This window comes from Streptomyces sp. NPDC050211 (genome assembly GCF_040656035.1).
GTDB lineage: Bacteria > Actinomycetota > Actinomycetes > Streptomycetales > Streptomycetaceae > Streptomyces.
Genome location: NZ_JBFALC010000031.1, coordinates 48,715 through 73,752, shown reverse-complemented (window position 1 = coordinate 73,752; position 25,038 = coordinate 48,715). Strand labels below are relative to the sequence as shown.

Below are 25,038 nucleotides of genomic sequence, written 5' to 3'. Positions count from 1 at the left end.
CTCGGCTGGCAGGCGGTTGGTGTGGTCGGCATCCTCCCCCCTCCCTCAACACGATCACTGACGGTGTCGGTGGATCTGCGGAGCGGGATTATCAGGCCAGAGGCATCTGCCACTGGGCCAATTCCCAGTTCGCGTGCTGGGTACGTGGGTCCGCTGAAGTCGGCGGCTGTTCTGCCCCGCACGGTGTGCAGTTGACTGCGGTATGCGCAGGGCCGCCCCACGGCTTTGTCGTGGGCGGCCCGAGTGCCGCAGCGTCACCGGCTGTTGGGATCCGGTGCCGGGGACCCCTCAATGATTCGGTACTGGCCCGGGAGGAGAACAGGAACGGGGCGGCGCAGACTCCTAACTGCCTGACGAGTCCTCGAATACGTCCGGTGGCCGCCGAAAACGGCGGCGAGTCCGTCCGCTCCGGAGGTGTATCGATGTGGTAAACGGTTCTCTGGTCAGACTTCGGCTGCTGCGCGGCTACACCCAGGAGGAACTCTCCGAGCGTTCAGGCGTCAGTGTCCGGACCATCCGCAATCTCGAACGCGGACTGATCCTCAGACCTCGCCGCAGCTCCGTCGACATGCTGCTGGGGGTACTCGACCCCGACCTGTGCCGACAGCTGCAGGAGCAGTTGGCCGGCGATCCGGCGGTGCCGTCGTCGATCGTCGCCGAATGGATGCGGCTGGTCGACCCCGGCACCGGGACCTGGCAGGGGCCGCGTGCCCCGCGTACCTCCCTGATCGGCAGGGAGAGCGAGCTGCAGCAGCTCGGCAATCTGGTGACCGCCCATCAGGTGGTGGTCGTCACCGGGCCGGGCGGCGTCGGCAAGTCGCGGATCTGCCAGGAGGTGGCGCAGAGCGCGGGCCACTGGTTCGCCGACGGCGTGGCCGTGGCCGAGATGGGCCGTATCCCCGCCGAGCGGCATCTGGACACGTCGGCGGCGGCGATGGATCTGGCCCTGGCGGCCGTGGACGAGGTGATCCGGGACGGGCAGCCCGCGCGGCGGGCGCTGCTGGTGCTGGACAACACCGAGCATCTGCCGGAGACGACCGCACGGCTGGTGGAACACCTGGTCACCGCATACCCCGAGATGCATCTGCTCGTCACCTCACGCCGGCTGCCGAACCTGCACGGCGCCGTCCTGCGGGAGACCCCGCCGCTGACCTGTGAGGCGGCCGTCGACCTGCTGCTGGAGCGGCTCGCCATGGTGTGCCCCATGCTCGACCTCTCCGGCGAGCGCGACCAGCTGGGCGAACTGTGCCGGGAGCTCGACCTGCTGCCTAGGCTGGTGGAGTTCGCCGCGCACCGGCTGCGGACCGTACCGCTGCCGGTCCTGCTGTCCCACAGCCGCGCCCGGCAGCTGCTCGGATCGGCGGACCACTCGCTGCTGCCGCACCAGCAGACGGTGCGGGCCAGCGTGCGCTGGAGCCTGGAGCTGCTGGACGAGCGGCACCAGAGCTTCCTGGCCCGGCTGGCTGGCATGCCCGAGTTGGCCGGCCTCATTCCCGGCGGACTCCGCACGGCCGCGCTCGGAGTCGGCGAGGCTGAGGCGATGGACCTCATGGCCGAACTGGTCGACTCCTCCCTGCTCCAGGTGGACCGGGGCAGCCGCTACGAGTACCGCATGCTGCGCCACATCCAGGCGGTGCTCGCTGAACAGGCCCCCGCACTCCGCCCCGAGGCGCTCGCCTTCACCGGCTGAGCCGGCCGCGCGACAGGGACGATCCGGCACGGCGCCGTGGTGCCGGCTCACAGGACCACGCTCGGCGCCCGGACCGTGTTGCCCGTACCGAGGGTCGCCCGGCCCGCGCTCCCGGACCAGGCACGGCGCGGGCAAGGCAACGGAAACTTCGGCAACGACGAACCTGCCGGTCGCCTGCCTGGCTCCGGGGGTCCGGGCGCAGTGCAATCGGTGCGGCGGCGACGCTTCCGGCAGATCGCGGCGCCCCCTTGCCCTCACATGTGGGTTCCGCAAGCCATCCAGCGGAGGTTGATTCGTGCATGCCGTAGCGATGACCGAGGGACTACCGGCGCCCGCTCGGTGTCACCCCGCGCTCTCGCCGCGCGCCAGAACGCGACTGCCCAGTGTGAGAGGCCAGTTCACTGCCGCCCTGCTTCAGTGAACTGAGAATCCGCCGGTTCGTGCATGGACCGGTGCGTGTATACGTCGTGAGGCGGAGAGTTGTGCGACTGCCTTGCGGAGGTCAATCGACGAGGGGATTACAGCCTTGAATCAGGTTGATGCGATGTCGATATCAGCTCTCTACCAAGACCCGATGCCCCCGTCCGGCGGTGTCGCGATCGACGACCGCCCCGCAGGGCGGGGTCCCTGGGTTGTCCCGCTGGCCAGCCTCTCGCTCGGGCGGTCTCCACGCCTGGGCGGAAGGGACGAGGAGCATGTCGCGCGCCTCGCGGAGGTCGACGGCGAACTCCCGCCGATCCTCGTGGACCGGCGAACGATGGAAGTGGTCGACGGCGCCCATCGATTCATGGCCGCGATGCTCAACGGGGAAGAATCCATCAGCGTCGAGTTCTTCGACGGAACCGCCGAGGACGCGTTCCTCTGCGCCGTCGAGGCGAATGTGAAGCATGGTCTCCCTCTGTCACGCGCCGACCGGCGCGCCGCCGCGGCACGCATCATCGTGTCGCACCCCGAGATGTCCGATCGGGCGATCGCCGAGGTCGTCGGCATGGCGGCCAAGATCGTCGCAGAGATACGGCCCAGTACCCAGGACGTGTCGTCGCTGCCGGCCGCTCGGGTGGGGCGAGATGGCAAAACCCGGCCGTTGAGCACGGTGGAAGGCCGGCTCAAGGCTGCCAAGATGCTGGAGGACCAACCGCAGTCATCGCTGCGGGAAGTGGCCAAGAGCTCTGGGATATCGCCGAACACGGTGGCCGATGTGCGCCGCCGCCTGGCACGAGGCCAAGATCCGATACCGGAAGCGCACGCGTCCGACGAGAGCGGCCGGCCGGACGCCCGGGTGTCGTCGGCCCGGCGCCGCTCGGAGTCGCGCCCGCTGCGGGCCTCGCTGTCAACGGTGGCGGATCCGGTCAGCATCGTCACCAAGCTCGCCCGCGATCCGTCCATGCGCCACAAGCAGGCCGGACGCCAGCTTCTGCGATTGTTGCAGGCGAACGCGTCAAGCCTGCTGGAATCGGCCTCTCTCGCCTCGGCGGTGCCTTCACACAGTGTGCCCATCATGGTGCAACTGGCCCGGCGGAACGCGCAGTTGTGGGACGACTTCGCTCAGGAACTGGAAGGATCCGCCCGTCTCATGCCCGAGAGCAGAGTGGGGGAGGCGTAGATCTCAGATGTCCCGCATCGGCCGGTGGAAATTCAGACTGACTCCGACAAGGATGGGGAATGGGTGCGAATGCGATGACTGAACGGTCCGACAGCTTGCATCCGACGATGTCTTCGGAGGGGGACGCCCATCTCCGTCAGCAGGATGCCGGTTTCCTGATCCGCGGCAAGCACGTCCTGACATCGTCCGAACCCGAGATAATCTCGGATGGCGCCGTGCGCGTGGTGGGTGACACGATCGCAGACGTCGGGTCGTTCGCCGATCTGTCCGGCAGGTTTCCTTCCTGTGCCGTTCTCGGCGGGCCCAACGATATCGTCGCCCCCGGATTCATCAACACTCACGGGCACTTCTCCGAAGCCCTCGTGACGGGAATCGCGGAGAACTACGCTCTCGGTGACTGGCTTCGGGTCCTGATCGACGCCGTCGCCCCCCGCCTCGACCGGGAAAGCGCCTTCATCGGTACGCTGCTCGGCGGTGTTCAGATGCTGAGGACCGGGATCACGCTGACGAACGACATGTTCGTCTGCGACCCGAGGACGACTCCCGTCACGCCTGGAGTCGTCCAGGGCCTGGAGGAACTGGGCCTGAAGGGCATCGTCTCCTATGGCGCGAGTGATCGGCGGTCAGGGACTCCGGTGGAGGACGTGTTCGCCGAGCATGCCGCGCTACGTGAGGCCGCAGCCGCCAGCACGCTGTGCCGGTTCCGCGTCGGTATCGCGACGGTGGCCGCGCAAGCCCCGCCGATGTTCGCGCGGTCGGTTGACTTCGCATCGTCGCATGCGGACGGAGTCCACATCCACCTTCATGAGTCACGAGAGGAGATCGAGTACATCCGGGAGTCCCGGCACATGAGCCCGATTGCGTACTGCGCGCAGAACGGGCTGTTCGCTTCGCCGACACTCGCCGCACACTGCGTCTGGCTCGCGGACGCCGACATCCGTCTCCTAGCGTCGCACGGCGTCGGCGTAGCGTACAACCCGGTATCGAACATGATCCTCGCGTCGGGGGTGTGCCCGGTCTCACGGTTGCGCGGCAGTGGGATCAAGGTCGGGCTGGGCGTCGACGGCCCGGCCAGCAACGACCGCCAGGACATGCTGGAAGCGATCAAGACCGGCGTTCTCCTTCAACGACTGGATCAGCTCGACCCCGCCGCGCTGACCGCGCGTGCGGCCCTCCGCATGGCGACCATCGAAGGTGCCACCGCGCTGCACCTCGACACCGCAGTCGGTTCACTGGAACCCGGAAAGGCCGCCGACCTGGTTGTCTTCGACGGCGGCTCGCCGGCCCTCGCCAATGTCCACGACCCGTTCCAGGCGATCGTCTATTGCGCGGGACCTCGCGAGGTGAAAGACGTCTGGGTGGCGGGACGGCGACGGGTCGCCGACGGCGAGCTGCTGGGCGTCGACGTGCCCGCCCTGGTGCGCGAATCGCGCAGGCTGGCCCACTGCCTGGCTCAGAGGGCCGGCCTCGGGGCACTGTCGTTGCTCGCGGCATCGGGCTGAGGAGACAGCTTCAAAGCAGGCCGCGAACCTGAGTCCGCGGCCTGCGCATCGATTTCCGGAACGACAGTTCTACAGACCCTGCGCGAGGACGCCCTGGCGCACTGCGGCGATTGCCTGGTCCACGGCGCCCGTGTCGGTGCCCGCTCCCTGCGCCACGTTGTCCTTGCCGCCTCCGCGACCCCCGAGGACCGTCATCGCCGTATGGATCAGCTTGCCGGCCTTCAGTCCGCTCGCCTGTCCCTTCTCATTCACCGCGACCACACACAACGGGCGGCCGTCCTTGACGGAGAACAAGGCGACCGCAGCCTCTGCGGACGTGAACCGCCCGCACACCTCCCGAGCCATCCGCCGCAGGTCGTCCATCGCGATCCCGTCGCGCACCTTCGCGGCGACCAGCGCGACGCCGCCGACGTGCTCGGCCGATTGAACCAGCGACGCACTCGCCTGCATGAGATTGTCCAGCCGGAACCGGTCGATCTCCTTGTCCGCGTCCCGGATCCGCGTGATCATGCCAGCGATCTTCTCCGGCAATTCCTCCGGCTTGCCCTTGACCAACTCGGTCAGCTGCCTCACCAACGTGTGCTCGCGGGCCAGGAAGCGGTACGCGTCCACGCCGACCAGTGCCTCGACGCGCCGTACGCCCGCGCCGATGGACGACTCGCTCATCAGCTTCACCAAGCCGAGCTGCGCGGTGTTGCGGACATGCGTTCCGCCGCACAGTTCCTTGGAGTAGTCGCCGATGGTCACGACGCGCACGCGGTCGCCGTACTTCTCGCCGAACATCGCGACGGCACCCTGCTTGCGGGCCTCATCCATGGTCATCACCGCGGCGGTCACTTCCAGCTCGCGGGCCAGCACTTCATTGATCTCCTGCTCGACGTCCGCGAGTACCGAGTGGGGCACCGCGGACGGTGAGGCGAAGTCGAAGCGGAACCGCCCGGGGGAGTTCTCCGAGCCGGCCTGCGCGGCCGACGGGCCGAGCGCGTCGCGGAGCGCCTGGTGCGTCAGGTGGGTCGCCGAATGCGCGCGGGAGACGGCACGACGGCGTTCGACGTCGACCGTCGCGAGCACCGTTGAGTCGACAGTGACTTCGCCGACCAGCACCGTGCCCGAATGCACCAGGACGCCGGGCACCGGTTGCTGCACGTCGTGAACGGTCACGGTCGCGCCCGCGTGTGTCTGGATTCGGCCGTGGTCGGCCAACTGGCCGCCGCCCTCGGCGTAGAAAGGCGTCCGACTCAGGACGATCTCGACGTCGTCGCCCTCGGACGCCGCGGGTGAGGGGACGCCGTCGACCAGCAGGCCGACGACGGAAGACTCGTCCTCCAGCAACTCGTATCCGGTGAACTCGACGGCCCCGGCGCGGTCCGCGACCTCCCGGTAGGCGGACAGGTCGGCGTGGCCGGCCTTCTTAGCCCGGGCGTCGGCCTTGGCCCGGTCCCGCTGCTGTTTCATGAGCTGTCGGAAACCGCCCTCGTCGACCTGCAGGCCCTGCTCGGCCGCCATTTCCAGGGTCAAGTCGATGGGGAAGCCGTAGGTGTCGTGCAGCATGAACGCCTGGTCGCCGCCCAGGACGGAGGAACCGCGGTGTTTGGTCTCGGCGACCGCCTCGTCGAGGATGGCGGTGCCGGTTTTCAGTGTCCTGAGGAATGCGGCCTCTTCCGCCAGCACGACGATTTCGATACGCGCGCGGTCTGCCAGGAGTTCGGGGTACTGCTCACCCATGATCTCGAGCACTGTGTCGAGCAGGGTCTTGGCCACCGGCCCGGTGGAGCCGAGCAGCCGCATATTGCGGATGGCGCGGCGCAGAATCCGGCGCAGCACGTAGCCGCGGCCCTCGTTGCCGGGCGTGACCCCGTCTCCGACCAGCATGACCGACGCCCGCATATGGTCCGAAACGATGCGGAGCGAAACGTCTGTTTTTGGATCCGCGCCGTACGGGACTCCGGTCAGTTCGGTCGCCTTGTCGATGACGGCACGCGAGGTGTCAATCTCGAAGATGTTGTTCGCACCCTGGAGGATCATCGCCAGCCGCTCGAGGCCGAGACCGGTATCGATGTTCTTCGCCGGCAGCTCCCCGAGGATCTCGAAGTCCTCCTTGCCGGTTCCTTCACCTCGTTCGTACTGCATGAACACGAGGTTCCACAGTTCGATGTAGCGCTCGTCGTTGACGGCCGGGCCGCCTTCGGGGCCGTACTCCGGGCCGCGGTCGTAGCAGATCTCAGACGAAGGTCCGCAGGGTCCAGGCACATCCATGGACCAGAAGTTCGGCCCCATGCCAAGGCGTTGGATCCGCTCCGGCGGGACGCCGACGACATCGCGCCAGATCGCCTCGGCTTCGGAATCCTCGTGGAAGACGGTGATCCACAACCGCTCGGGATCCATGCCGTAGCCGCCCGCGTCCTGCGGGGAGGTCAGTAGTTCCCAGGCAAGGGTGATTGCTTCCTTCTTGAAGTAGTCCCCGAACGAGAAATTGCCGCACATCTGGAAGAACGTGGCATGGCGCGTGGTCTTGCCGACCTCGTCGATATCCGGGGTGCGCACGCATTTCTGGATGCTCGTGGCCCGCTGGAAGGGCGGCTTTTCCTGGCCGAGGAAGTAGGGCTTGAAAGGCACCATGCCCGCAGGTACCAGTAGCAGGGTCGGGTCGTCCGCGATCAACGATGCTGAAGGCACGACCGTGTGCCCGCGCTCCTCGAAAAATCCGAGCCAGCGCTTGCGGATTTCCGCCGACCTCATCAGCATTCGTCCTTCCATGTCGCCGAGCGATCTGTGGAGGTCGCCCGGCTTCGTCGTGGCTTTCCCGTCGTGTGTGACGCGTTGTCATGTGCCATCGGGCAGTCTAGCCTCGATCGTTCGCGCGCCCAGCAGACTCGGAGGTCTTCGTGATGTAGTTGATCTTGAGTCGTAAGCTCGTTGCTGCCTGCCGGTGGAAGTCCGGTCCGGGTAGCCGCCAGGAGGCCCGGTAGCAGACTGGCGGCGTCGGGGGGAAACGCCCAGCTGGGTGCGGCCCGTGCGTTCCAGGAAGTACTGGCCGCCGAGGTCGGCGTACTCCACATCGTGGGCAAGTATGTGCCACATCGTGATCAGGCCGGAGTGTTCGTCACACCATCGAGCGATGACAAGACCGACGGAACGCCACATACCGCACTCTCATAGGCCGAGCTGCCTCAGCAGAGCGAGGCCACTGCGGTCCAACTGGTAGAAGACTCGACCGCCGAGCCGCTGCTTCCATACGAAGCCGGCCTCCGTCAGCACCGCAAGGTGCTGGGAAACTGTGCTTTTGGCAAGCCCCACTGTCTCGGCCACGGCTGTGGTCGTCCTCGGGACCACCAGGACGCGCGCTACCTGCGCGCGCCCCTTGCCCAGTAGCAATACCAGCCGATCCTCGGCCTCCCGGGGCGCTGGCCGGGCTGTCAGCACGTGGAAGTAACCCGCTGCACGCGCCTGGTAGGACATGGCCACCCGATCGTCGTGCTCGACGAACAGCCTGAGCCCGCCCGCGAACACCGTGGGCACGACAACAAGTCGCGACCGCGTGACGTTTCGCTCCAGATCGCGGTGGTAGGGCGCTGTGATGAAAGGCTTCGACCAAAGCACACGCCCACCAACCTCATTGAGCATTGCTTCGGGCCCTTCCACGGCAAGGGTCCGACCGCGGAAGAGGATCTCTTCCTCCAACGACGAGCGTATCGACGTCCAGTATGGGGCCATCGCATGGCCCCAGTAGCTCTGCAGCAACGTCGCAACGCGGCGCGCGCCGGACTCGTCACCCAGTGTCTCTACCAGGTGGTCAAGTTCGGACGTGACAGTGTTCCGCGTAGGGTCGGGTACGGGCAAGAGCTCGGGGGTGAGCGGCGATGGCTGTGGTTGTCGCAATGCCTCCACTAGTTCCCTGACGAGCTCGACAGGCGTCGTGCGTCGGACAGTGCGTGCCCAGTTCGTGTACGGCGAGGGTGCCTCGCCCCGATACCTGGCAAGGACGCCGAGGCTGCCGATCATCTCCCACAGCGGGCTAAACGTCAGACGTATCGTGTGCAGGCTCTCGTCGTCGACCGTTAGCCTGATCACGGCGCCGAAGTCGGGTTAGGGAGACGGACTACCCACTCGACCAGGCCCCTGCCTGCGAGGTCATCGAGGAACTCCCGGACGTCCCCGAGCGCCTCCTCCTCGCCGACGCCGTACTCCTCGGCGATTAGTTGAGAGACCTCGGACACAGTGCGTGCACCGTCGAGGGAGGAGTAAATCAGCTGCGCGGGTCCAGACAGCAACAGGGCCTTGTCTTCCACCCCGATGAGAAAGTCGCCCTTGACACGTCGGACGCGGACTCCGAGACTGCGTCGGGGTACAGCCTCAGGACGGCACCGGATCGTGGACGTCATGACACGTCCACGCGCATGGCGATGTCCTGGCAGAGGGTGAGAATGTCCTTGATCCATGGCCGGGGATCAGATGGATCGTACGTCCGCATGGTCTCCAACTCCCAGTACCTCTCGAACGACAGAGCCTCCTGGGCCACCGCCTTGAAGCGGTTTGGCCGCCACTTGGACAAGTGGCTACCAAATTCACCTTCGCTCTCGAGCAGGGCGTCGATGGCATGCCCGAAGGCGTTCCGTGCCGAGAGCGTCGCACTCTCCAAGTCGCCCGCTTCCATCTGCCCCAGCGCGTCCTCGACGGCGTCGTCCACGCTTCCCAGGGAACGGACGACGACACAGGAGCGGAACGCTGATTCGGCGAGCCGGCGCCGACTGTCGAGGACCCACGCCTCGCCCAGCAGAGGCAGACAACTGTTCAGACGGGAAAGGGCGAGCTCTTCGACGAACGTGAGTTCATCCACAGCGGATGTGCCCTGTTCGTAGATATCCCACGAGACCTTGGCGAGCATCTGGTTGATCTGCGTCTCAAGCCAGTACTTGACCTCCCACCGCTTGTCCTGCGCATAGAAGGTCTCGCTCATCACGAGGGGCGGGTCCAGCGGGACAGGGATGGGATTTCTGGTGTCGGAGTTACCCTGCGTGCCGGTGACGATGTAGATGTCGTAGTCGCTGCGGGCGTTGTGCCACCCCCGGGCGGCCGAGCCAACGACGAAGGCGGCGAGCGCCCCGTCCGGCAGCAGATCCCGCTCACGGAGCGGGTTGAGCCAGTCGTCGACGGACATTTCTCTCACGATGTGCTCCTTATCTTCTGTCACCTGCATGACATGCGTTCCACGACCAGTGCTCCCCGCCGGTCGCGGGCCCCGTGCCCGTGACCGGCAGCGGGCCCTATGCCGCCGGGCTCTCCGACGCCAGGTCCCGCAGCCCCCGCACACGAGTCAGCAGGAGGGTCACCGGAGCGACGAGGGCGCCCACGCACACAACCCACAACGCGGGACGCAGGCCCAGGGCCGTGGCGAGCACACCGCTGACCGCGGCACCGGCCGGCAGGGCGCCCCAGGAGACGAAACGCACCGTCGCCATCACACGGGGCAGCAGCTCGGCGGGCGACTCGGTCTGACGGTGAGTCCGGGCCATGATGCTGCCGATGACGACACCGAAGGCGAATCCCCCGTTGCCGATCGCGAAGTACCAGACCGTCCCAGCCGACGTGGTTAGCGGGATCAGCAGCGCCAGCGCGCCGCCCAGCACGCCCGCGCCCCAGATGGCGCGCGCCGTCCCGAACCAATCCGCCAGCCGGGTCGCCACGAGCGAGCCGAGCAACGCGCCCACACCGTCCATGGCGATGACGAGGCCGACGAGGGTAGCGGAGGCCCCGGCCTCGCGGACGAGGTAGAGCGGGGTGAGCGCCACCAGCGCGGCGCTGACGAAGTTGACCGCGGTCGCCCAAATCATGCACGGGCGCATCACCGGGTGCCGGGCGACGAAACGCCAGCCTTCCTTAATCAGCACCATGGCCTTCTCCCGCGTCTGCATCCCCGCCCTGCGCTGAGGCAGCGTCCTAAGCACTAGAGCGGACAGCAGGTTGCTGACCGAGTCGAGCGCCAGGACGCCGACGGGTCCCATGATGGGGATGAGTATGCCGCTCAGGGACGGGCCGCCAGTCTGAGTGACCGCATCCGTGCCGGAGACCAGGCTGTTGCGGGCGATCAGCTCCTCCTTGTCGACCACGGAGGGCAGAAAGGTCGAGCTGGCGATGTCGAAGAGCACGGTGGCGGATCCGCCGATCAGCGCCACGACAATCAGGTGCGGATAGGTCAGAACCCCAAGCAGCCAAGCCAGGGGCACGGAGCCCATGGCCGTCATGCGGACGAGCTCCAGCGTCACCTGGAGCGTACGGAGCGGACAGCTCTGAACGATTACGCCAGCGGGCAGTCCGAGCAGAAGCCAGGACACCTGCCCGGCCGCCGCGAGCAGGGTGACCTGCAAGGCGCTCGCGTCGAAGGCGGTGAGCGCGACGAGTGGCAGCGCCACCGTCGTCAGCATCGAGCCCGTCCTGCTCGTCGTCGTCGCCAGCCAGAACCGCCAGAACAGGCCTGCGGTGCTCGGCCGGTGCTCGACCGTATGGATCGTCATCGGGTGAACTCCTTCGGGGTGCACAGGAGCGGTGCTCCGTCAGCCACGATGCTGCGAGATGAGGGACCGGCGTCGAGCAGGCCGGAGCTCTCGAACGCCTCATGGGTGCGGGCGTCCTCGAAGACACCGGCCTCCTGGAGGTACCGGACCAAGGGGGAGGCAGCTTCAGCAACCTCAGCTTGAGTGGCTGCCGAGGGCCAGGACTCGGCGATGACCTGGTCGCTCTCCGGTGCGCTCAGGCCGGCGGCGGCCAAGTGGTCCGCGGCGCGGGCGTAGTCCGGCTCTAGGAACGCGTAGATGACCGACGGAACGAGCGGGCCGATGGCGCGGCGTTCCCGGGGTGTCAGCCCCGACCACAGGTGCCGGAGCATCGACCGGAAGTAGACGTGGTGGCGGCCTTCGTCCTCCGCGTGGTCACGCACAACCTCGCGTACGGACTGCGGCAGGCGTCCGTCCCGAGGAATGCCCGCGAGGATGCCCGAGATCAGTGTCTCGCTCACGATGGCGAAGAGCAGCGACTCAACGCCCCTGACGTGCGCAGGCAGCCGGTCGCGCAGTTCGTCGAGCCGGGGCAGGAAGGCAGGAGGCGTGCCAGCCAGGTTCTGCGAGGCGCAGCCGGTCTCCGCCGCGACCTGGCGCGCGAAGTCGTCGGAGAACTGAGCGTGCCACGCCTCATCCGTTACGATCTTAAAGGCGTCCGCCTGCATGTGCTCCGGGAGTGGCAGACCCGAGCGGCTACGACTGATTTTGATCGCTACCGGGATGACGGCGACGCTCTCGAGTTCGGTCGTGAACGCCAGGTAGTCGTAGAGCCGTTGGAGCAGGAGACGGTGCACAGTGGTCTCGCCCCGGGCGGCGACCAGGGGGTGCAGCGCCACGGGATACAGCTCCGGAGGGAAGAACAGACCGAGCCCCGGGCCCCCGCCCGCCTCGTAGCTCCGGCGCGGTTTGCGGCGTACACCCGCGCGATCATCCCAACGTTCGAAGCGGCTCGCGTAGTCGAGACGATGACTCCGGTCTGCCGCGTGACCGGGCAGGAGCTGCTGTTGGAACGCCTCCAGATACATCACGGCTCCTCTCAATCATCGAAGGAGATCAGGCGCTGCCCCAGCAGCGCGTCCAGCTCGTCGCCGACGTCGGACAGGGCGACCCCGGCCTCGCTGAGCACCTTGGCGAGGGTGGCCTCGCCATCGATGCAGCGCACCACCCGCAGGATCGGCGCCTTCGGCTCGACCTCGAACTCGATCTGCCCCTCGTTCGCCAGGTAGCAGGTCCCCTCGGCATCGCTCAGTACCAGCAGGGCCTCGGACACGACGGGAACCTGATCGGGCGTGTACGGGTGCACGACGGCGGCGGCGAACTGCTCCTCGGTTCCCGTCACGGGGTGCACGCCGTGCGGCAGCGCGGTTCGGACGGGCCCGGCGGACAGGTCCGACAGTGTCGGCGGCTGCGCCGCCATGCCGGCGAGCAGTCCCATGTTGACGACCCCCATCAGGATCTCCACCGACGCCGCATCGGTGTACCCGTCGCCGAAGCCCGTCAGCGCGGCGCCGATGGCGTCGGCATCGAGGAAGGTCTCCGCCCCCGGCGCCGACAGCGCGCGGTTGACCAGCTCCCGGCCGTCCCGCTTCATTAGACGGACGAGCATCCGGTAAGCGTGCCCCGTTCCGGGGCCGTAGAAGAACGGGACCTTCTCCCGCTCGGCGACCCAGCTCGGCACCCACCCGCGCACCGAGTCCCGCAGGATCCTCTTGTTCCAGAGCAGCTCCGGACGCAGATGCTCCGGGACGGTCGCCACTAGTTCCACCAGGCGGTGGTCGAGGAACGGTACGCGCGCCTCGACGCCGCTGCCCGCGGCGGTGCGGTCCTCGTGCCAGACGTTGTATTGCTGGATCTTGCGGTACTCCGAGCCGAGGTACTCCGTGTAGGCGTCGTGCGCCCGGCCCGTCAGCTCCCGCAGCGCGCGGGAGTCGATGAACGAGCCGCTTGGCGTCCACCAGTGCCGCAGCATGGGCTCCTGGTCGTGCCAGGTGGCACGGCTCATACCCTCGACGCTGTGGAGGAACGACGCCCAGTCCGTGCCCACCTCGCCGGAGTACCCGCCGTTGAACTCGTCGCTGGCGGCGCCGAGCAGCATGCCGCGCAGCTCCGGCCGCTCCTGACGGGCGAACCGGTGGAGCTCGTGCTTGTAGTAGACCTCCGGGCCGGTCATAGGCGTCTCGGTCAGCCAGACCAAACGCGCCCATTCGTCCGCGGTCGGCACGTCCTGCGGGCCGAACACCACCTGGTGGTTGTGCACGCCCAGTTCCCGGGCGAGCCGGTCCGAGGACTCGGCGTCCCCGTTCTCCCGGGTTCCCCCGCTCAGCGCCGTGAAGGTGTGGACCTCGCCCAGCTGCTCCCGCGCGAGCGCCAGCACCGCGGCCGAGTCCACGCCGCCGGAGAGGAAGAGGCCGAGTTCGGTGTCCGCCGTCGCGCAGTCGCGTACCGAGGCCTCCAAAAGCTCAGCGTACCGCTCGGTGAGATGACGCGCGTCGCCCGACTCTTCGGGTTCGCTGGGCAGTTCCCAGTACCGGTGCCGCGTCGAGCTGCCGTCCTGAAGATCGATGCACTGGATGGTGGCGGCCGGGACGCTCGTCACGCCCTCGAACCAGGTGCACGGCTCGGGAGCGCTGAACCGCGGCGCCGCGGCGAGGGAGGGCACCGCCAACGCCTTCGCCCAGTCGAAACGCCGGGGCGTGGCGGGATCGGCGAAGAGGCCTTTGATCTCCGAGGAGAGGACGATGCGCTCGTCGTTCTGGTGGTAGTAGAGGGGCTTGATGCCGAAGCGGTCGCGGGCGAGGACCAGTCGCCGGCGCGCGCGGTCCCACAGGACGACGGCGAACATGCCGCGCACGTCCCGGAGGAAGTCCATGCCATGACGGCGGTAGAGGTACAGCAGGACCTCGCAGTCGGACCCCGTGCTCAGCCGCACGTCGGAGGGCAGCGCCGACGCCAGCTCCTTGTGGTTGTAGATCTCACCGTTCGCAATAAGGACCAGTTGGCCGTCGTCGCTCACCAGAGGCTGGGAGCCGTCCTCCGGGTCGACCAGCGACAGCCTGGTGAAGGCCAGCCCGACCGGTCCCTGGCGGAGCACCTCGCACTCGTCCGGTCCTCGGTGGTGGAGGATGTCGGTCAGGCGGTTCAGCAGGCCATCCGTCTCCGGACCGAGATCCTGTCCGCCGATTCGGGCAACGCCCGCGAGTCCACACATGTTCTTCCTCTTGCAGCACGGGCCCGGGAGGCCGGGCAGGACGTGCGCACCGTCGAATCCGCAGGTGCGCACGCCCTGATGGATAGGCCGGATCTAGGCTCAGGCGCGGTCACGCAGAATGGTGCCCTGCGAGACTGTCTGGGCGGTCGGCTTGACGTACTTACGCATCACGAATCACCTCCCGTCGTATGGATAGGCCGGATCTAGGCTCAGGCGCGGTCACGCAGAATGGTGCCCTGCGAGACTGTCTGGGCGGTCGGCTTGACGTACTTACGCATCACGAATCACCTCCCGTCGTAGGGAAATCTAGGAGCATAAGGCGCATCGGTGAGCGCCTGTGGTCCCGACGGAAGGAGCAAAGCAGTGGGGGTTCCAGGCTGTCCACGGATTCGCTTCTGACCGAACACCCATGGGGGCCGCCAGGAACCCGCCCGGCGCGGGGGCAACACCCGCAGCGCGTAGTAGTCAGGCATCGCTTCGGGAACGGAATGCGCCTCCGGACCACGCCTCGAATCTCCAGGGCCGCTGGCAGTGAAGTGCCCCGATGTTTCCGGACAGGGACCCAATAGGGTTGCCCTGAGCAGGAAACAAGGATGAAGTGGCGCCACCGAGCAAGTGCTCGCCGGAGTTCCGCGAGGAAGCAGTCCAGATTGCTCTGAGGTCGAGCAAGACGATCTCCGAAGGCCCGGGAACTTGACCTGAACTCGGAGACCCTCCGGGGCTGGGTGAAGAAGCACGAGAAGCAACTGGAGCAGGCCCCCGATGCAGAGCCGACTGTGAATTAGCGGGCACGCCTGAAGGAGCTCGAACGGCGTAACCGTGAGCTCGAGATGGAAGTCACCTTCCTGAAAAGGGTGTGCCACGGACGCGGGAGGCTGCTTGTGTCGGCGTACGGACTTTTCTCCCCAGGCGCGTAAAGACGAACGTCCCCAGCTGTCAGGCCACTTCGGTCTCGCGCTCGATGGCCATGAGGCGGTTCTTGAGCCGGTAGCCGGTGCCGTTGATGGCGATCACGTCGCAGTGGTTCAGGAGGCGGTCGAGGATGGCGAGGACTTCGTCGCCGAAGACCTGGCCCCATTCATCTGGGGCTGGCACTTGTTTCTCATCGAGAGTTCCTGCTGCCACCTGGCCGTATCCCCTTCCTGGGGGCCTCGTTGAATCTCGTGGCGGCACCCCATTTCTCCAGGTGGCACCTTGACGGTTCAGGCGCGAGGAAGGGGTGCCGGTGGGCGAGGCGAGACTGCAGGTCATCGCGGGCGGGCGCCGTTCCGCAGGAACCGCTGGCGACGGACCCGTGGCAGTCCAGGCCGCGTGTGTCGACGCGTTCGTCGCGTTCTGGCGGGCCCGCGGGTTCAGCCCGGTGACATCGACAACGACATCGGCCTGCTGGAGCGAACCCTCGCGGCCCTGGGCCGGCCTGTGTGGAAGGTGACTCCAGAGGACATCGACCGGGTGGTCGGCGACCTGGCGGTGAAGGGCCGGGCGACCTCGACGCGGCGCGAATACGTCCAGATCTTCAAGGGGTTCCACCGGTTCCTGCAGGCCCGCAAGTCGGCCGAGATCGAGGCCGCCTTCGGGGTCCGGCTGGTCTGCCCAGTCGATGAGTTCAATGCCTCGCGTCACGTCGGTGACGACTCCCCGGCCCTGCTGCCGCCTCCGACGCCGGAGAGGGTGGGCGAGTTCTTCGACTTCATGAAGCAGAGGATCGCGACCGCCAGGAAGTACGGCCCCGCGGTGAGGGACTATGCGATGTTCCGGTCCCTGTATCACGCTGGACTTCGCTCCGAGGAAGCATCGCTGCTGGAGAAGCCTAACCTCCACTTCACCCGTGGGCCGTTCGGCAAGCTCCACGTCCGCTTCGGCAAGGGCGCCCACACTTCCGGACCGCGGCCGCGATGGGTGCCCATGCTCGATGGCCTCGACCTGATGCTGCGATGGTTCCTCGAGGACGTGCGGCCCAAGTTCCCCGACTCACCAGTGCTGTTCGCCGACGAATCCGGTGGCAGCCTCCACCGCGGAACCATCCCCAACCGGCTCCGCTATTTGATGGAACTCGAAGGACGTCCGCCGGCCGAGCGGTTCAGTCCGCATGCCCTGCGACGGGCCTGCGCGACCCACAACTACGAACGCGGCGTCGACCTCGTGGCCATTCAGCAGGTGCTCGGTCACTGGACGGTCAGCTCGACCATGCGTTACTACATGCTGACCTTGCGCTCAGGGAGCAGGCGTTGGTCAGGACCGCCCCGCAGGACGCCACCCCGGACCGCTACCGACCCACCGACACCATCCTGGCATTCCTCGACGGTCTGTAGATTACGCCGCTCACCTACGGCCGGGCGCTGTCGCCATGACGGCTCCCGGCCGCCACCTCAGCACAACGGCAGGGTCCGCATAAGAGGCCTTATGCCGAGATCGGCATAAGGCCTCGGACATGGTGCCTTTCATGCCCAGCACGAGCCGGTCGTTGAAGGTCCGCGGATCGTAGAGGCCGTCCTCGTCCAGGATCAGCGTCCCGGACAGCGCACAGATCTCCAGCAGCCGGTGCCAGTCGGTGTTGTTCCTGGCCAAGCGGGACACCTCGAGTCCCAGGACGATCCCGGCGCGTCCCATGGAGACCTCGGCGACCAGACGCTGGAAGCCGTCCCGGCCCGCGGTCGAGGCCCCGGAGCGGCCCTGATCGGAATCGATCACCACGATCCGGTCCTCCTCCCAGCCCAGAGCGACGGCCCGGCCGCGCAGGGCGTACTGCCGCTGAGTGGACTCGCTGTTGTTGACGACCTGCTTCAGCGAGGTCTGGCGCACATACAGACACGCGTCCAGTCGCAGGTGCTCGGCCGTGACCTTGTCACTGTTCTCGATACTCACCAGGCCCTCCTCGGGCCGCCGCTGTCGTCAGTCGCTGCGGCAGCCTCCGGCCGCTGTCCAGGCCATGACCGCCAGCACGTCCACCAGTTCCTCCGCCATCCCCGTCGACCTCGCCGGGGATGGCGGCCGCTTCCCCGCCCGCAAAGACACGGCGGGGATGGATGCCACTGCCCGGAACCAGGCGGCCATGCCGGATCGGGCCAGCACCGCCCAGCCGTGCCGTGTTCCCCCGTCGCGCCCGCCCAGGACCGCGGCCCGCAGGTCCTCATACCGTCGGGCGACCTCGGCCCCGTCCACCGCCGACACCGCCGGATCAGCGGTGATCGGGCACCTCCGTACTGCGCGGCTCGCGCCGCCGGGCCAGCGCCTTCTCCACCGACCGCGGATGCACGGTGATCCCGAACTCCCGGTGAACGGCCTGCACCAACTGCTGTGAGCGCAGCGCGGCATCGCCGGCCTCCAGCTGTTCGACGAAGACCATGACCTCCTCGGTCAGTTTGCGCGGGCCCTTCGGACCGGGCTTGCCCGGAACCAGCGCTGCCGGCCCGCCCGCGTCCAGCGCGGCGGCGATCGCATAGAAGCTCTGGCGGCAGAACCCGAAAGCGGCCGTGGCCTGCGCGACGGGCACGTTGTCCACCCGAACCCGGCGCACCATCTCGTACTTGACCTGCACCACGTCCTGCGGATCGAGGAACCGACACACAGCAAAGTCCTCGTCGATCACGGCCCCGGGCCGCGGATTGAGCGCCCGGAACTCCTTCAACACGGTCTGCTTGCTCGCCGGCCGGGTCATCGCGCCTCCCTGGGATCGCCGACGTCACCAGGATCCGGCCGCCCGGACTGCAGGCCAACGGCGCGAACGCCACCCACAGAAGCAGAAGGAGCAGGTCGCAGACACAGCCGGACGTCTGCACGCCCCCGGTGCACGGGCCGCCTGGCAAGGACACCGGCGCTGATCGCGAGACAGTCACGGTGTCATCCCCCCGACACCGTCCCGCAGGCCGGTCACCAGATCCACGAGCCGGACCAGGTCCCCGGTCCGGAACGGACAGGTCCCGTCGGCCTCCTCGACGAACGCATCCACCAGCGCCATGTCCGTCCACTCCACCGGGAACGAGCACCGGCGTCCCTGCTCGTCCAGGGCCAGGACCACGTCCCCGCGCCACGAGATCATCCGCTCCAGGAACTCGAACGCCTCGCCGCACCGCGGATGGAACGGATGGACCAACCGCACACGTCCATCGTCAACGCGGGAAACAAGCGCATTCGACGGTGAATGCCAACGCCGCCGCGGAGGCGTTCAACAGCGTGCTCAAGGTCGAGTACGTCCACCGGCACACCTTGGCAACCCGCGCCGAAGCCCGGATCCGGATCGCGACCTGGATCACCGACTTCTACAACACGCGACGGCTACACAGCGTCTGCGACTGGAAAAGCCCGATCGACTACGAATACGGCTACCGGGCCAGCTTCGCCGAAGAGCTGGCTGCATAGGAAGGTCTCCACGAACGGGGGGATTGACAACCGCGGCGGTTAACCAGACCTGGCGGGCCACTCCGTGGGGAGCCGGGCCGCCCCGCGGCGGGGTCAGGCCGCCCGGCCCGCCGGCAGCCGGTCCGCGGCACCCATCGTGGCGATGCTGACCCGACGGCTGTAGCGCTGCAGGGCAAGCTGCCCGTCGTGCGGCTCGCCCGCGTAGCTCTCCAGCATCGCCCCCAGCGGTACAACGCGCAGGGCGCCAGCCCGGAAGAACTCGCTGGCCAGCGGCACCGTGCTGCGCCCCTCCGCATGCAGGCCAACGGTCTGCAGATAGCGGCGCATTGGGTGGAGGACCCGCACGATCTCCTCCCGCGGCAGGGGCTTGACCCAGACCGTTCCGAACAGGGGGGAGGCGGCCAGGCCCGGACGCGTGTCCGCGAGCACGTGCCAGGTGCCGTCCGAAGCGCTGAACGTGCGGGTCAGGCCCAGGTGTTCCTCCAGGTGTGCAACGGTCACCACATTGGTGATCTCCGCCTGCTCGGCCGTCTCCCTCGTCAGCACGGGGAAGTTGACGGCCTCCGCCGACAACGCGTCCGCGACGGCCCGGGCCTCGGTGAACAGCACGTCACGGTCGGCGGTGTCGACGTAGACGACCTGCGGGCTGGTGCAGGTGCGCTGACCGTTGCGCAGGATGTCCCGGGCCAGCGCCCGAAGCGTCTCCCCGTCCCGGCGGGCGCCCGTACGGTCGAGATAGGCGACGGAGATCTTGGGCCCCCATTCGACCAGTCGGCAGCCGGACGGAAGGAACCTTGCGACCCCCTCGACGGCTTCCTCGGTTCCCCAAACCGCCACGGCGTCCGCCGGGCGACACAGCTCGCGCAGCCACTCGGTGTTGCGAGAGGAGAAGCGCAGCACGACTAGGCGGCTGCGGAGCTCTCCGGACGGATCGGCGTCGGCCAGGGCGGCGAGGGCGTGCTGGGTGAACAGGCCCTCGCCGCCGCTCGTCTTGACGATATTGACGTTTCCGGCGAGCAGGCCCTCCACGACGCTCAGCACGCCGCCCGCGGCCACGTTCTTCGGGGCGATGTGGACCAGGGTGCCAATCGGCTGCCACAGCTCCGCCGCTCCGTCCGCGAAGGGCGCCGGGACCAGCTGGTGCGGGGCCGTGCCACCGAGCTCGGTGGTCAGCTGGGCGGCCAGCAGGTCGGGGGCGAGGGCGGCGGCGAGCGCGGCGAGGGCGAGTTCCGCGTCGGCGGCGGACAGCGCGGTCGTGGCGGGATCGGTCAGATCGGCAAACAGCCGGCGGAACTCGGCGCTGTCCCGGTCGGTGAGGAGGACGGCGAGCCTGCCGCACGCGGTCAAGAAGTGGTGGACGTCGAGCGGTCCGGCCAGGGCGGGCAGGATGCCGCCCAGGGTGCCAAGGCGGCGGCCGGCCTCCTTCTCGTCGACCCATTCGCCCTGCCAATAGAAGGGCGTGGTGTGCGGGACGGTGGTCATTGAACCTCCAGGAGTTCCGCCGCGGCGACGGCGCAGTTGCGGTTTCGACGCACGCCCGCCCGTCCGTGGACTTCGAACCACGGGGTGGCGATCCCGCAGTTGCCCGCCGGGTGCAGGGTGCCGAGATCGGCCATCAGGATGGTATGGGCGGGCAACGACGTGATGAACGGCGAGACGAACTGGAGATAGCCGGGGGTGCCGTGGCCCACCGGCTCCAGGGTGCGCACGTCCCGCACCACACAGCGCGACCAGACGGGTACGTGGAAGTGGTGCGCGGCGCACTCGATGTACGGGAGACAGTGCTCGACTGAGCCGTAGCAGTCCCGGATCTGCTCCCCCGGGATGCCGAGCTGCCGCTCGATCACCTCGCGGAACTCGACCCGGCCGATAGACCGGTCGGCGTGGCCCTTCCAGCCGCCGCCGGTCAGCACGAGCGATCCTTCCGGCAGGTCGAGGCGGGGCACGCCCATCGCCTGCATTCGCTCCAGGACGGCGTGCAGTAGGGCGGGGAAGCCGACGATCCGCACCGGCTCGTCGCGGGCGGCGAACTCGAGGAGGGCGTCGACGGAGCCCATGGGGTTAAACTCGTGACCCTCTCCGGTGTTCCGTAGCGCGTGGACGGCGGAGGCGACGGGAGCGAAGTCGCAGAGCTCGTTGAGGCCGTGCGCGGCGCCGACGGTGAGCCTCGGATCCGGCTCGTAGCCCAGCACCAGGTAGTTCGCGGGACGCTCGACGTCGATCAGCCCCAGCGCCTTGATGGTCCAGGCGTCCATGCGCTGGGCGGTTCCGATGGACCAGGCATCGAAGCCGATCTCAGTCTTCTCGCCGCCCGTGCCCGAGGAGGTCAGCCGGAGCGTGACGGCGTCGTCCGCGACGGAGCTCAGCGCATGCCGCTTGAACAGGTTTACGTGGATGTAGGGCAGATCGACGACCTGCTCGACGCGGGTGATGTCCGGCGCGCCCGCGCCCTCCCACATGGCCCCGTACAGCGGGTTGCGGGCGGCGTGCCAGGCGTTGATCTCCCGCATGGCGGCGACGAATAGGGCGTCGGCGGCGTGGTCGGCGCGGAACGGGTCGGCGATGTCGCACAGCTCCTGTACCCGGGGCAGCTCCCCGGGATCCGGCACCTGGAGGGGGCGGAAGTACTTCGCGAGCGAGCCGAGTCGCCGGACGAGGTCGGCGTCGGGGGTCGATGTGGTGGTCATGACACTCCTTGCAGATCGTTGTGGGCACGGATCCCGTCCGCTGCCGGAGCCGGAACCGGGTGACGGATCCGAGGGGTTTGAGCCAGAGGAGCCCGGCGCCACCGGGCGGCGAGACCACGCAGACCCCGCAGGGGTCTCCCGCGACCCACACCTCTCCGATCGCGCCCAGGAACGGAGCCAGGACCATCCCGTGACGCTGTGTGTGAGCGTCCGTCCTCGTCGGTGCGGACGAGGACGGGCCGACCGATCGCGAACATCTCCGGCGTCATGTCCAGTACGGCGCTGTAGGAGCACCAGGGGTGCACGGCCAGGCACCGCTCCATGCGCGTGGCACGGACGAGTTCCGAGCATCCGAGGGCGAGGGGCGGGCCGCAGACGAGGAGTGCGGCCCGCCGGGACGGTGGCGGGGTCCGTACCACCGCTGCGCCCACTCTGCCCCGAGGAGGAGCAGGACACCCGCGAGGCGGGATGTGTTGGCGGACCGGTTCGTAGTAGCGGTGAAGCTCCTGCTGGGCGCGGTGGGGGTGGAGCGAAGGGGCGAGTGAGGCGCCCGGACCCACGTCCGGCGCCTACATACCGTCTAGGTTTCTGCTGGCCCTGGCCCGGGCTGCTGCCGGCGGGTAGACATCGTCGAACATCCCCTCCTTGAGTCCTTCGAGATGGCCGAGGACCTCGTCGAGCCCGGAGACGTCGGCGTACTTCATATGAATGTCCATCAAGCTCACCTTGTGAGAGAGCACCGCCCGGTCGAAGACCGCCTCATGCGGGATGGTGACACGAAGGTCGTAGGAGATGGCGTCCACGGCCGTGGCCCGTACGCAACCGCTCGTGGTCGTGCCTGTGATGATCAGCGAGTCGGCGCCGAGCATCGTCAGGTGACTCATCAGCGGCGTACCGAAGAAGGCCGAGGGCTTCCGTTTCTCGATGAGGATGTCATCGGCCTCCGGTGCGACCTCGGCGACGATCCGGTTGCCCATGTGTCCGTTCACGTCCACCGCGTCACCGCTGCGGGTGCTCTTCGACGTCCAGACGCCGAGGTCGAATCCATCCGGGCGCCGTGGGTTGGTCGTGTAGATCACCGGCAGCCGTTTACGCCGGGCGACCTCCAGCAGCCGCGCGATCGCCGGTATCGCCGTGGTCCACGCGACCTCGCCGCAGGAGTACCGCCAGCGTTCGATCGACTCGAGGATCGGCTCGGGCCGGTCTCCGCAGAAGTTGTAGTTCACATCGACGATCATCAGCGCCGGCCGTCGGCCGAAGCCTGCCCGACGTCCCCAGCCGGCCGCTTCGAAGACCATCCGGTCGGTCTCGCCGAGGACATCCGCCCAGACCTCCTCGTCGACGGCGGCCTCTTCGCTGATGTCACCACCCCGGGTGTTGTCCCTCATCGCCCGGCCTCCCCGAGCCCGTCCGCGCGCACGGAGGTGTAGAGCTGGGTCTCCGCGCTGAAGCCGGGCCGGCTGAAGTCCGAACCGCTCCACCGGCGGTGCGACAGGTCGACGGCGGTCGGCTCGGCGATCGGGTAGGTGCGCGGTGCGCTTTGCGGGTACCGGGCCAGATACTCGCCCCGGGCTTCGGCTACCGGACGCATCCCCGGGGAGTCGTCGGCCCATTCGGCGGTGACCTTGCCACGCATGATCGTCTTGACCGGCCAGCCGTGAAAGGTGTGGCCTTCCATGATCGACCATCCGGCCCGGGTGTTGATGTGCTCCTTACCGACGGTGACCTCGCGTCCGGCGTCGACGATGACCATGTCCGCGTCGAAGCCGGGCAGCAGCGAGCCCTTGCGGCCCCAGAGGCCGCTGGTCTTGGCAGGATTCTCGCAGCTGACCTGCACCAGGCGCTCCATGCTGATCCGGCCTCTGCGCACGCCTTCGGACAGCAGGACGGGCAGGAAGAGTTCGACCCGGCTGAAGCCGGTACGGCAGTCCCATATGTTCGGGTTGTACATCTCCTCAAAACTCGCCGGCTCCCAGCCGACCACATGATCGGACCCAACGACGTCCACGGTGCCGTCGGCCAGCGCCTGCCACAGGGCGTCGATGTTCTCCCGGCGCCGCAGCGGCACGTTGATCCGCCAGCCGTCCTCCGGCTGCGCCCACAGCCACGCCGGGCCGGTCTGCGCGAACACCCGCGCGCCCTCGGCGCGCGCCTTCGCGACCTCCTCGAAGCTGAGGCGCGTCGTGCAGTGCTGAAGGTACAGCGGAGGATTTCCCGGCGTCTGCTGCGCCAGATACGCGTAGGCCCGGATGTGCTGTGCCTCGAGGAAGTCGGGGGAACGGTCCGTCCATGCGCCGAAGTCGGTGCGGCCGGCCGCGCGCAGACGGTCCTCGAAGACCCGGCCGATCTCCCAGTTCTCCGGGTGGATGTGCACCATCCCTGGGTAGCCGAGGTGGGCCACCTGCTCCATCACCTGGTAGACGGTTCCGTCGTCGATGCCCGTACCGAGGCCCGCCCGCCGAGACGGCCAGTTGCTGTCGTCGCCGTCCCGCATGGCCTTGAGGCCGCGCGTCTGCAGGTAAAGCTTGAACGAGGTGACGCCATGCCCCTCGGCATACTCCTGGATCTCGTGGGCCTGCTCATCGGTCTCGAGCATGTAGGTGAGATAGGCGTCGACATGCGAAACGGTCTCGATCACCTTCCGGGCCGAAGGGAACGCCTGATGGAACGAGACCACGTCGGCCCGGTTGACGACCTCTTGGAAGGGCTCGGTACCCATGCGCGTCACCGGCGCCTGGATGCCCCAGGTGGTCACCCCGGCGCACGCCGCGGTCCGCGACTCGGTGCGCATGTCGTATTCGAAGGGCACGTAGCAGCCGGGATGGGCCTCCGAGTCGACGATGCCCGGCAGGATGTAGTTCCCGTGCGCATCGATGCGTTCCTTTGCGGGTGGCAGCAACTCCTCGGGTGCGAGGGCGACCACCTTTCCGTCCTTGACGCCTACGGCCACGTTGTGGCGTCCGTCGCCGAGTACGACGGTCCCGTTCGCTACGACGAGATCGAGGATTTCACCAGCCACGATATTTCCTCCGGTTAGTGCGCGATACATAACGAGCGCGCGGAATGTGATGGAACCCGCGCATTGACAGGGCGATACACCGATCGGCGGACGAAGTGCAATCGGGCAGGCGGATCGCCTGATGTGATGAAGGGTTGCTGCCTGGCTGAGGCCCGCATGGCGAGGTCTTTCCGCCCCATGGCCTGACGCGATCTCCCGGCGACAATACGGCGGTTCCTCGTCGCGCGCACGTTTGTGCCGTGCAAGCCAATCCGTCTCCCGGAGACGTCTGTTCAACTGAGGATTATCAGCAGTTGCACAGGGATCCGGCTCCCGGCTGCGGCTCACCCGTGCCCTGGCCGCCGCACTTCCGCAGGGTACTGCTGCCCTCGAAGCCAGCCACCACCCCGACGCCCCCACAGCGCATGCGACGGACC

21 protein-coding genes and 1 pseudogene are annotated in these 25,038 nt (G+C 67.9%); 6 read left to right on the top strand and 16 right to left on the bottom strand.

Annotated elements, in window-relative coordinates:
• Positions 1-424: 424 nt before the first annotated feature.
• The 3 genes from AB0I98_RS27680 to AB0I98_RS27670 all read left to right on the top strand — a co-directional run bounded on the left by AB0I98_RS27680 (position 425) and on the right by AB0I98_RS27670 (position 4,795).
• Entirely contained in the window at positions 425-1,690 is a 1,266-nt protein-coding gene (locus AB0I98_RS27680; protein WP_362946432.1) for an AAA family ATPase, read from the top strand.
• A 526-nt stretch (positions 1,691-2,216) separates the two neighbouring features.
• Positions 2,217-3,293 (top strand): ParB/RepB/Spo0J family partition protein, encoded by a 1,077-nt coding sequence (locus AB0I98_RS27675; protein ID WP_362946429.1) that lies wholly within the window; start codon positions 2,217-2,219, stop codon positions 3,291-3,293.
• A gap of 59 nt (positions 3,294-3,352) precedes the next feature.
• Complete coding sequence (locus AB0I98_RS27670) at positions 3,353-4,795, top strand: amidohydrolase family protein (protein WP_362946427.1); 1,443 nt, start codon at positions 3,353-3,355, stop codon at positions 4,793-4,795.
• Positions 4,796-4,864: 69 nt separating this feature from the next.
• Here AB0I98_RS27670 and alaS read toward each other — a convergent pair whose 3' ends face one another.
• The 7 genes from alaS to asnB all read right to left on the bottom strand — a co-directional run bounded on the left by alaS (position 4,865) and on the right by asnB (position 14,557).
• Positions 4,865-7,534, bottom strand: coding sequence for an alanine--tRNA ligase (alaS, locus tag AB0I98_RS27665; RefSeq protein WP_362946425.1), 2,670 nt, complete (start codon positions 7,532-7,534; stop codon positions 4,865-4,867).
• A 414-nt stretch (positions 7,535-7,948) separates the two neighbouring features.
• A complete protein-coding gene (locus AB0I98_RS27660) occupies positions 7,949-8,866 on the bottom strand; it encodes a helix-turn-helix domain-containing protein (RefSeq protein ID WP_362946423.1) in 918 nt (305 codons plus the stop codon).
• Positions 8,863-9,177 (bottom strand): PqqD family protein, encoded by a 315-nt coding sequence (locus AB0I98_RS27655; RefSeq protein ID WP_362946420.1) that lies wholly within the window; start codon positions 9,175-9,177, stop codon positions 8,863-8,865. The genes AB0I98_RS27660 and AB0I98_RS27655 overlap by 4 nt, the downstream gene beginning before the upstream one ends.
• Positions 9,174-9,953, bottom strand: coding sequence for a hypothetical protein (locus tag AB0I98_RS27650; protein ID WP_362946417.1), 780 nt, complete (start codon positions 9,951-9,953; stop codon positions 9,174-9,176). Before AB0I98_RS27650 ends, AB0I98_RS27655 begins: the two co-directional genes overlap by 4 nt.
• A 106-nt stretch (positions 9,954-10,059) precedes the next feature.
• The gene (locus tag AB0I98_RS27645; RefSeq protein ID WP_362946415.1) at positions 10,060-11,307 is read right to left on the bottom strand and encodes an MFS transporter; all 1,248 of its coding nucleotides are present in this window, start codon (positions 11,305-11,307) and stop codon (positions 10,060-10,062) included.
• On the bottom strand, positions 11,304-12,374 hold the full coding sequence (locus AB0I98_RS27640) for a diiron oxygenase (protein WP_362946412.1): 1,071 nt from the start codon (positions 12,372-12,374) through the stop codon (positions 11,304-11,306). The genes AB0I98_RS27645 and AB0I98_RS27640 overlap by 4 nt, the downstream gene beginning before the upstream one ends.
• Before the next feature lie 11 nt (positions 12,375-12,385).
• Positions 12,386-14,557, bottom strand: coding sequence for an asparagine synthase (glutamine-hydrolyzing) (gene asnB / locus AB0I98_RS27635; protein WP_362946409.1), 2,172 nt, complete (start codon positions 14,555-14,557; stop codon positions 12,386-12,388).
• A 725-nt stretch (positions 14,558-15,282) separates the two neighbouring features.
• Between asnB and AB0I98_RS27630 the strand changes: the two genes are divergently transcribed.
• Positions 15,283-15,342, top strand: coding sequence for a hypothetical protein (locus AB0I98_RS27630; protein WP_362946526.1), 60 nt, complete (start codon positions 15,283-15,285; stop codon positions 15,340-15,342).
• 151 nt (positions 15,343-15,493) lie between these two features.
• Here the strand turns inward: AB0I98_RS27630 and AB0I98_RS27625 are convergent.
• A pseudogene (locus tag AB0I98_RS27625) lies at positions 15,494-15,637 on the bottom strand (ATP-binding protein); the annotation flags it as partial.
• A 231-nt stretch (positions 15,638-15,868) separates the two neighbouring features.
• Here AB0I98_RS27625 and AB0I98_RS27620 point away from each other — a divergent pair.
• A complete protein-coding gene (locus tag AB0I98_RS27620; RefSeq protein WP_362946407.1) occupies positions 15,869-16,978 on the top strand; it encodes a site-specific integrase in 1,110 nt (369 codons plus the stop codon).
• On the opposite strand, the gene AB0I98_RS27615 is transcribed toward AB0I98_RS27620, so the two are convergent.
• The 4 genes from AB0I98_RS27615 to AB0I98_RS27600 form a co-directional block, all read right to left on the bottom strand.
• Entirely contained in the window at positions 16,880-17,422 is a 543-nt protein-coding gene (locus AB0I98_RS27615; protein ID WP_362946404.1) for a recombinase family protein, read from the bottom strand. The two genes, AB0I98_RS27620 and AB0I98_RS27615, sit on opposite strands and share 99 nt — an antisense overlap.
• A 27-nt stretch (positions 17,423-17,449) precedes the next feature.
• Entirely contained in the window at positions 17,450-17,719 is a 270-nt protein-coding gene (locus AB0I98_RS27610) for a hypothetical protein (RefSeq protein WP_362946401.1), read from the bottom strand.
• Positions 17,720-17,735: 16 nt separating this feature from the next.
• Positions 17,736-18,215, bottom strand: coding sequence for a helix-turn-helix domain containing protein (locus AB0I98_RS27605; RefSeq protein WP_362946399.1), 480 nt, complete (start codon positions 18,213-18,215; stop codon positions 17,736-17,738).
• A 174-nt stretch (positions 18,216-18,389) separates the two neighbouring features.
• The gene (locus AB0I98_RS27600) at positions 18,390-18,656 is read right to left on the bottom strand and encodes a DUF5372 family protein (RefSeq protein ID WP_362946397.1); all 267 of its coding nucleotides are present in this window, start codon (positions 18,654-18,656) and stop codon (positions 18,390-18,392) included.
• Between the two features lie 38 nt (positions 18,657-18,694).
• Here AB0I98_RS27600 and AB0I98_RS27595 point away from each other — a divergent pair, with 38 nt between their 5' ends.
• The gene (locus tag AB0I98_RS27595; RefSeq protein WP_362946394.1) at positions 18,695-18,916 is read left to right on the top strand and encodes an integrase core domain-containing protein; all 222 of its coding nucleotides are present in this window, start codon (positions 18,695-18,697) and stop codon (positions 18,914-18,916) included.
• A 93-nt stretch (positions 18,917-19,009) separates the two neighbouring features.
• Here the strand turns inward: AB0I98_RS27595 and AB0I98_RS27590 are convergent, their stop codons facing one another.
• The 4 genes from AB0I98_RS27590 to AB0I98_RS27575 all read right to left on the bottom strand — a co-directional run bounded on the left by AB0I98_RS27590 (position 19,010) and on the right by AB0I98_RS27575 (position 24,622).
• The gene (locus AB0I98_RS27590) at positions 19,010-20,398 is read right to left on the bottom strand and encodes an acyl-CoA reductase (RefSeq protein ID WP_362946392.1); all 1,389 of its coding nucleotides are present in this window, start codon (positions 20,396-20,398) and stop codon (positions 19,010-19,012) included.
• On the bottom strand, positions 20,395-21,603 hold the full coding sequence (locus tag AB0I98_RS27585; RefSeq protein WP_362946389.1) for an acyl-protein synthase: 1,209 nt from the start codon (positions 21,601-21,603) through the stop codon (positions 20,395-20,397). Before AB0I98_RS27585 ends, AB0I98_RS27590 begins: the two co-directional genes overlap by 4 nt.
• Before the next feature lie 569 nt (positions 21,604-22,172).
• The gene (locus AB0I98_RS27580) at positions 22,173-22,991 is read right to left on the bottom strand and encodes an isochorismatase family protein (RefSeq protein WP_362946386.1); all 819 of its coding nucleotides are present in this window, start codon (positions 22,989-22,991) and stop codon (positions 22,173-22,175) included.
• Positions 22,988-24,622: an amidohydrolase family protein gene (locus tag AB0I98_RS27575; RefSeq protein WP_362946384.1), complete on the bottom strand. Its 1,635-nt coding sequence runs from the start codon at positions 24,620-24,622 to the stop codon at positions 22,988-22,990. The genes AB0I98_RS27580 and AB0I98_RS27575 overlap by 4 nt, the downstream gene beginning before the upstream one ends.
• Positions 24,623-25,038 lie beyond the last annotated feature (416 nt).